The following is an 8,051-nucleotide window of genomic DNA, read 5'->3' on the forward strand; positions in this document are numbered from 1 at the left end:
CCGAAACCAATCAACAGGTTTCGGATTTTTACACATCAGGAGGATCGGTCAATGGATCCTTAACTGATCGGCATTAGACCATGAGGTCGGTTTTTTTAATTTGGCGGTGAGGGAGGGATTCGAACCCTCGTTTTCGTCCATCATCACTCAAATATAACCATCAATATCAATGACTTACGTTGATTTTAATCGTTACAAAAACAACCTGATTGACTCAGGCTTTTGTCATGTGATTTTTCACTTCTTTATAGAGCAAAATACAAGAAAGTCAACATCTTTCATCGTCATCATGGCAATGTGAGTAGCGTTGTGGCCTTATCTGGTTGACAGGTACAACGCAATGTTTTTTACCACGACACAATTTTGTATTCCTTCACAGTCGCAAAAACTTATAACTTCGACTTAATTGGCGGCACGTAGTGCCGTCCGAATTTAAGTTTTTGTTATGTTTTTTTTAAGCAACGCTCAATTCTTTTATCCCAATCACCAGACCAACCTTGGTTTTTGGCTTTTATGCAAATTTTTATGCATTTTTGATATTCGGCTAGCTTTTCTAAAATTATAGCTAGTTGTTGATAGCCCTTATGGGATGGTAATGGTATTCCATATTCAGATATTAATGCCTTTGCCGACTTCACTGAAATACGTATTTGTTTCTCACATGAATTAATCGTCGGCTCAATCCCAATTTTAATTCTATGTTTATAGAAAATTTTTATTTCATTGTGATATAGAAAATGAATGTCTAAAGTTGATGTTTTGGAGTCTATTAGGTTTTCTGCTTTGGTAAATAACTTTTTAGCAAGTTCTAAATTTTCATAATCTTTTAACCAGCTTGCTATGCCAGAAATTAGATTAACACGAGTCTCAGAGGTGGATATAATATCACCAACAATTAGGTTTTTAGATGAACACCCCATTGGGTTGTAGATATTTAGAATGATATCTCTTTCTATTTGAGATAACTCATTTAACCACCAGTCGGAAAGTTGCAGATATCCAACACTGCCTTTGATATAGCTCATGTAATAGCCTATTGAATTGTAGATTTTAATATTATTTTTTATGTTTCTATTTTACCTTTAGATTGCAACGTATGTTTCAACGGAATCTGAAAGACCATTTTTATCTGTCCAGCTAATTGTTGCATTAAAAGCACTTGCATCACCAAGGAATGCGGTTATGGGAACATTACTTGATGGGGATAATATTTTTATAGGCAGTTTTTCTTTCTCGTCTACTAGTAAGTCATTATTAGGGTGTATCAATAGATTTACATTGTAAGCTTCAATATTGCTTATGTTTTTCAGTATAAATTTATGTGATTTGCCAGATTTTATTAATTCAAGTTTTATTTTGATTCTATTGTTCTCAATATCTTCTTTTTCTGTCATTTCAAGTTGTTTTTGTGCAAGTCTAGCTTGTGCTAATTGTAACTGATTAGCTTCTTTTTGTAATTTATTAGCTTGTTCTTGAGTTTTCCGACTAGTGCGATTTGCATATAAACTAATAATAATAGCTAAAATAGCAATAATCGCAGTAATTATTTCGTTATAGGACATATGTTTTCCAGAATTAACAATATAAATCGATTAAAAACATAACTTTTGGTTAAGGGCCGGGCTTTAGCCCGTCCCGAGCGAGCGACTTGAACCATTTGTTATGGCGCTGAATACGCAAGTATTTGCTGCACTTGGTTCAGGTAGAATTCTTCGATATAAAATGAAGTTATGAACGGATCAGCACACTCGCGTTGTTTGTATAGAAATATAATTTTGCATATTAAACAGGCTGCTAGCTTTATGATGCTGTCATTGTGGGATCTGTTTGCGGTTGACTCATATACATATCTGCTTTGGGTGAATAGATCTTTATTGTCGGCCAAGATATCAAGGTCGACTGGTTTGAATAAGTATTCTTTGATTTCTTTAGGTAATGCTTCGTAGAGCGCTATCAGATCATGTGCGTTTGCCTCCTTGGGGAGACTCTCTTTTTTATTGAATCCGTAGGTTTCATTTAGTTTTCCATGGTTTCCCGTTACTTTGGCATGGAAGCTTTTTAGTAGAATTTCGATGGCTAGCGCGCACATCACTGTTTGGATGCTCATCCGTTGATGTGGTGATGTTATGCATATCATGTAGTAGTCGTAGGCGCTCTCGACCATGTAAGGCCTAAGCTCAATAGGAGCTATTCCAGAAATATCAGGACAGAACTTAAAGTTACCCAATTAACTTTCCTCAGCGCCATAACATTTTAGTTATGGGGCGCGCGGCTTTATGCGCGTCCCAGTGAGCGAAGCGAACGACTTAAACTATTTGTTAAGCGCTTATTGTTAAGCACCAATTAACGAATGGTTGTCTGTTTTGTTGAAACCATTGGGTTGTGACAAGATATTTTTTATCACCTCTTTCAATCGGTCTTTGTGATGACCAACGAGGGTATCCATTAATTCTAACAAGTTCTCTTATTTCAACGGGCGTTGCATTGCTAGGAACTTCCTTTAACACTGCATAGTGGACACCAAAAATATCTCTACAATAGTCTGTTGACTGTAAATTCTTGATGATCTCATCAGTGAATCCTGGTGCGCAATTGCGAAAATAATCTGTTATTTGTGCGTTACTAGGTAAATTATCTGTACTTGTTTCGATTTCTGCTGCTTCAGTAAAATCTATAGTTTGATGGGCCTCATTGCTTGAATCGTACTGTCGATGACAGGCCGTACATAAAACTAAAATTGAATTATGCAATGGATAGTGTGTTTTTATAAATAGGTTTTCAAAGTTCTCTAAGTCTATAGTTATAACCCCATTGTGTTCGAACTCTGATGTAATCTCCTTAATGATTACAGGGCGCTCTCGACCTTTAACGTGGGCCGCTTCAAAAGGAATGTTTTCTTTTCCGCAGTGCTCGCATTTGTTGATCTCGCTTTTGTGTTTTCTGGAAATGCTGTTAACAACATTACGCGTGCGTGGTCCAATGAATTTAATGAAATCCTCATAACTACCGATAAATGAAGCCATCATTGAACCTCTAAATGAATTTTCATAAGCGTTTAACATTTTAGTTATGGGGCGCGCGGCTTTATGCGCGTCCCAGTGAGCGAAGCGAACGACTTGAACTATTTGTTATACAAATCTAATTAGCGAGCCGCTCCGCTTTGCTTTCCAATAAGCATCACGGATTTCTTTGATGTAGTTTTTACCTAATGTGACATTGTATGTTGTCAGTAGGCCATCACACACAAGAATTCCGTTAAATGGGATTAGTGCGGTATTAACCACGGCAAACTCTTTGGATAGTTCTTCGATGCGCGTTGTTAATGCAAATGCCATATAGAAAGCACCTGTCTCTATATGCATAAAAGCATAACCATCTTTATAATTTTTAAGATATATGAATTTTCCATAAACTGCACGTCTCAGGTTGTTCACAAAATCGCCACCAACAACACCTGACATTGCATCATTAATTTCATCAAGGCAGTTATAAATTTCAGGTCGAATGGCTGCAAACTCCAAAGCGCCATTTGGAAGCAATCCACCATTCAAGTACATCATCACCGCTTGATATTTATATAATAAATCATCTGCAATACTTCGTTGAATAAGCATTCATGAGTACCATTTGTATCGTATAACAATTTATTATGTGGAATGCTTCCACATAGCAACATGCTGTTGTTCCGCATATCCTACCAAGCTTCGTATGACATATCAGCATCATTGTTATCTCTTTTCAATGTGTTACTGAAAATGTCAAATTTATCACCGCCAGATAGATAGCATTTTTTCCTCTATATCCAACCATAGGTTCCATTAGCACCTGCACTGTGCATAATAACAGTTCTTTAGGGTAATGACGATGCGCAAGCCAGGATCTCCTTTTCTCGACAGTATTTATGAGGAGATGCTCACTGAGCGTTATGCCATGGTCACCATCAACGCTTATCTCCACTGGATAAAATTCTTTATTTGCTACAACCAGTTACGTCATCCCTTGAGTGCCCGTAAATACCTAGTACCTTGTTTCCTGCCAAGGTATGCACATAACCATAATTTTCTCAGCAACTGGCATAGTTCCCCACTGATAACATACGGTTGCGAGTATGAACGTGATCGATGTCATAACTCAAATGGATATCTTAAAAAGCAACAATTGTTTGACTTATCGCAAAAGGCTGTTGATCACCCCATGCGGGGCTCTGGACTGACAGCCATAAGACACTCCTCCGCCACAGCAGGTTTGCTACATGCTGCGTTCTACAGGACTTCCTGTGGCCTTGCACCACATGCTCCAAACTATGCTGGACAGCTACAAACCAGCTATAGGGGAAAGCTCTCAATAACGAACGGGCGTTCACCCCAGACGGCAGCGCTCATCGACTATCGCAGGCCGTTAATCAATCAACACCGGATTGGGAATGACACTGCACTTACTGTTATTACCCTTGCGATAACGTTTATGGCCTTGGCGCCGGTGCCGGTATAGCGTGCCGCTATTGGCCTTATCTCGTGCCACATAGCGGTACATCCACTCATAACTGACCGGACAGTTGATGCGCTCGCCAACTCCGTTGATCTATTCGGGGTTCCAGTCTGCGCCCAATGCCATGCGCACGAAGTCGATGGTATCCGGGGGAACAGAGTGCGTCTAACTCGTCCATCGTCGTGCAATGGCCCGCTGGTAAGCCTGCTGCGGATGATTGTCCTCCTCATCCCGATTACGACGAAGCTCACGGCTGATGGTCGATGGGCGAGAACGCCGATCTGTTTGGCAATGCAAGCCTGCGTCAGGCCATGGTCACTGAGGGTAATCCCCCCGAAAAACTGGGGTGCTCATAAGTAGAATTTTCTCGTATTTTGAACGCACCCGCACCAGTAACTTGGCCGACGGGTCTCTCCTAACGAGCTCAGAGTGGATCGTTAATACTCTGAGATAAGTTCTGATTGTGCCGTGCCCACCGGCCTCCCTTGCTACGCCACGTCTTGACCTGCGTAGCTAAACTCTGGATCATATATTCACATAGAACGCAGTTCTATGTGGAATTTATGAAAGTAAAGACGGCTTCCGATGAGACGCATTTTTAGAAATGGCGATAAGGAGGATCGCGCACTGAAAAAGAGGCAGCATGAAATTCAATTCCAGCCAGTAAAATAAAAAAAACCTTTTTTTGTTTTCATGAAAAAATTCCTTTTGGATTTGAAAACAAACGGGGGGGCTAGACTTTTTAAAATGAATGCTTGATGCTTTCATACCTACTTATTTCCGAGATGTCAACCGATGAGGATAAGAGTAGATTTATCCTCATCGAGCCGGGGGATTGTTAAGGGGGTGCAATATATCACATGCAATACTTATATATATGTAGTTCATTGCACCATTACATCCAATTAATTGGCGGATGTGGATGAATCTGCTAAATGTGTGATAGCAATGCCATCTGTTAATACATATTCAGTCCGTTCAGATGTCGCCACCCTTGTCACCCAACCATTATCGACACATTTTTTTATGTAATTTTTTGCCTGCCGTTCTTTTACAGAGAAATACTGGCAAAACCTCTCGGTCAATGTGGTGGCAGAAATCACCGCTTGGCCTTCCAGCGCCTCCAGCAGCCCATCCATCAGCTTGTCGCGCTCCTCCCCGATGGCACTGACTAATGTCAGCCCAATACGATTAAGGAGTATTTCGTCAGGTGTTTCAACCGCCCTCGCACTGAACGTCAGGCTGTAGCGAGCCCCTTGCCCCTCTCGCGTCCCCAGTGAGATGACGCCATCGGCCTCACCATGAATCGAAGAAGCTCCTCGCATGCTCATTACGCCAGCGTTAACCCCACCTGCATTAGGAGACACCTTTCTCGCGTGATGGACGATGATATGTGCAGCGGCGCCGCTGATTTTTCGAATGGCTCGCATCACCTGACCCATTTCACCATTGTCGTTTTCCGCTGCATTATGCATCCGTGCGAGGACATCCCAGATGATCAAATCCGGTTGAATGTCGTTGACAATATCTAATATTGCCTGTGATGCCATAGGATCTAATACATCAGTCGATTTATAATCGCCGCACCGCAAGAATGTTTTAATGTTTTTTGCATCTCCCAAGTTGGTCTGTGCCGACATAGTGTAGTACCGCTGCCAAAACAATCTGTCATTGACCTCAAAATCCATATACAATACGAGCGCAGGCTTTTTAATTTCCCAATTTAAAAATACACTACCGCTGGCTACAGCCAAGCCCAACTGCGTTGCAAGCAGCGATTTACCCGTTTTGGGCGAGCCATTAATAATCCACTGCTCGCCTTTTTCAATCAGATTATCCAACACCCAATTAGGGCTTTGCTGGCTGGCAATTAATCCAGCAGCAGGACTGAAATTATAATGCTTTTCATTAACCATAAATATACCTTTATTATTGTGGTGACTTGGTACTGTTGATATGTCTCATCGTTTACATATATTCATAAGCTAATCATGCGTATATGTATAATTAACTACCCCGTGTTGTTGCAGATACAGTGTTTTTATGTCTGGTATTGCGCTATCAATATGGAGGGCATGGATGATCAGGTATAAAAATGCCACCAATAATGGCGGCATTGGTCGTCTGTCCTCGATTAGCAAACGAGTCCTATAGCCCGCAGGCGTTCGAGCGCCTTATCCTGTGCAGCGTTCGAATAGTCAGGTTCCTGAGTGATCCGAGCCAGACGCTCAACCAGCCGCCTGCCACTTTCATCGAGCCTCACAGACACATCGAGCAATGACACTGTGTATTGAGTGTTACATGCCGATGCCAACGCAGCAGCCAGCACCCTGCTAGATCCGGTGCGCGGGTGTTCTGAAATGATTGCCAAAATCTCGTTTATAATTTTCATCTATTCCTCTATTTAGTTAAACAATATGGTGCCTTTTCCGCTGTCATAAATTCTACTGGTTAGATACTGGTTGTGATGTAAACGCCCTCGATTGATCAGCACCAAGCGATGTTATGGCTGCGTTTTGTGTAATAACAAATAATCATCTAAACAGTTTTTATGGCGGGTATTGCGCCATCAATATGGATGACCGTCACCGATATATAGGCGTCAAGGTAGTTCTTCCTCGTGCCTCGTCAGACTCCACCTGGACACCTATATCCGGCTCATGTCATGCCATATTGACCGCCTCATACCCTCCATAAAAATGGGTTCTCCACCCCACTCCGGTCGCTGCGCAACCTACGGGGGTTCCGGGTTCGCTACTCTCACCACACCCACATTCTTACGTTCGTAAGAATGTTTTACCCCGCGTTCTTACGCTGTGTTGGCTCTGCGTTCTTACGGTTGCGACGAAGGCGTTCTTACGGTTGCGCCCCAGGGGGATTTGCCATGCAGTGATAGCAGCAAGGCTGTCCCCCTGTAGCCGCTCCCTTATCGGGATAAGTCGTCATCGGCATCGCGATGCCGATTGATGAATGCCGCCATGCCTCTCGGCGTTGTTGGGGCAGTTGAATCTGCGCTCGGCGAAGGCTCAGCCACTGTTGTGGGTGTAGCTACCTGGCGATGAGTTTTGTTATCCACAGAAAGCTCGGCGTGCGTTGTCCTGATATGGCTCAGGTCAGCATCCGCTGGGCAAGTGGGTAACACGTTACCATTAGCGGATTTACGATTGCCGTATTTGTCCACAGAAGACGTTGCCTGATGACCCATGATGTAGGCAATGCGCTGCCGGTCGAGCCCAGACGCTTTGAGCTCAGAGCCCATCTGATGGCGCCAGCTGTAAAAGGTCGGCAGCGATTTTCGCGCCGGCCAGAGGTTTTTGCCCGCCGCACGCAGCCTGTCCTGCAATGAGCCAATTTTTGCTTTCTTTGCCTCGGTCACCATGAGTTGCAATTTCTCTGGCGACAGCGTGTCAAACTGTAAGACCCTATCTGCACCACGTTTGCCATCATGACTTTTTTTGGCTCCGATAACGGTGAGCCGATTACCCTGCGCAGTTATGGTGGCTAGTTCAGCAGGTCTTATCCCCGCGCGCATAAACAACAATATGGCCGCCAACATAGCGCTG

General features: G+C 42.9%; 7 protein-coding genes and 1 pseudogene. All 8 read right to left on the bottom strand.

Annotated elements, in window-relative coordinates; all coding sequences use genetic code 11:
* Nucleotides 1-443: 443 nt before the first annotated feature.
* The gene (locus tag PG888_RS21725; protein WP_270694366.1) at nucleotides 444-1,025 is read right to left on the bottom strand and encodes a hypothetical protein; all 582 of its coding nucleotides are present in this window, start codon (nucleotides 1,023-1,025) and stop codon (nucleotides 444-446) included.
* Nucleotides 1,026-1,082: 57 nt separating this feature from the next.
* Nucleotides 1,083-1,562, bottom strand: coding sequence for a hypothetical protein (locus tag PG888_RS21730; RefSeq protein ID WP_270694365.1), 480 nt, complete (start codon nucleotides 1,560-1,562; stop codon nucleotides 1,083-1,085).
* Nucleotides 1,563-1,660: 98 nt separating this feature from the next.
* The gene (locus PG888_RS21735) at nucleotides 1,661-2,227 is read right to left on the bottom strand and encodes a hypothetical protein (protein ID WP_270694364.1); all 567 of its coding nucleotides are present in this window, start codon (nucleotides 2,225-2,227) and stop codon (nucleotides 1,661-1,663) included.
* Nucleotides 2,228-2,318: 91 nt separating this feature from the next.
* Nucleotides 2,319-3,023: a hypothetical protein gene (locus tag PG888_RS21740; protein ID WP_270694362.1), complete on the bottom strand. Its 705-nt coding sequence runs from the start codon at nucleotides 3,021-3,023 to the stop codon at nucleotides 2,319-2,321.
* A 105-nt stretch (nucleotides 3,024-3,128) separates the two neighbouring features.
* Entirely contained in the window at nucleotides 3,129-3,614 is a 486-nt protein-coding gene (locus PG888_RS21745) for a hypothetical protein (RefSeq protein ID WP_270694360.1), read from the bottom strand.
* Between the two features lie 787 nt (nucleotides 3,615-4,401).
* Nucleotides 4,402-4,817 (bottom strand): annotated as a pseudogene (locus PG888_RS21750) (helix-turn-helix domain-containing protein); the annotation flags it as partial.
* A 576-nt stretch (nucleotides 4,818-5,393) separates the two neighbouring features.
* Nucleotides 5,394-6,404 (bottom strand): AAA family ATPase, encoded by a 1,011-nt coding sequence (locus PG888_RS21755; protein WP_270694359.1) that lies wholly within the window; start codon nucleotides 6,402-6,404, stop codon nucleotides 5,394-5,396.
* 1,010 nt (nucleotides 6,405-7,414) lie between these two features.
* A partial coding sequence (locus PG888_RS21760) for a site-specific integrase (protein WP_270816016.1) occupies nucleotides 7,415-8,051 on the bottom strand: 637 nt, incomplete at its 5' end.

It is taken from the genome of Aeromonas sp. QDB23 (assembly GCF_027707745.1).
GTDB classification, from domain to species: domain Bacteria; phylum Pseudomonadota; class Gammaproteobacteria; order Enterobacterales; family Aeromonadaceae; genus Aeromonas; species Aeromonas allosaccharophila.

What these genes read in the sequence shown, in the direction of transcription:
- PG888_RS21745 (WP_270694360.1), bottom strand. Translation starts at nt 3,614, where the DNA reads ATGCTTATTCAACGAAGTATTGCAGATGATTTATTATATAAATATCAA.
- PG888_RS21725 (WP_270694366.1), bottom strand. Translation starts at nt 1,025, where the DNA reads ATGAGCTATATCAAAGGCAGTGTTGGATATCTGCAACTTTCCGACTGG.
- PG888_RS21740 (WP_270694362.1), bottom strand. Translation starts at nt 3,023, where the DNA reads ATGGCTTCATTTATCGGTAGTTATGAGGATTTCATTAAATTCATTGGA.
- PG888_RS21755 (WP_270694359.1), bottom strand. Translation starts at nt 6,404, where the DNA reads ATGGTTAATGAAAAGCATTATAATTTCAGTCCTGCTGCTGGATTAATT.
- PG888_RS21730 (WP_270694365.1), bottom strand. Translation starts at nt 1,562, where the DNA reads ATGTCCTATAACGAAATAATTACTGCGATTATTGCTATTTTAGCTATT.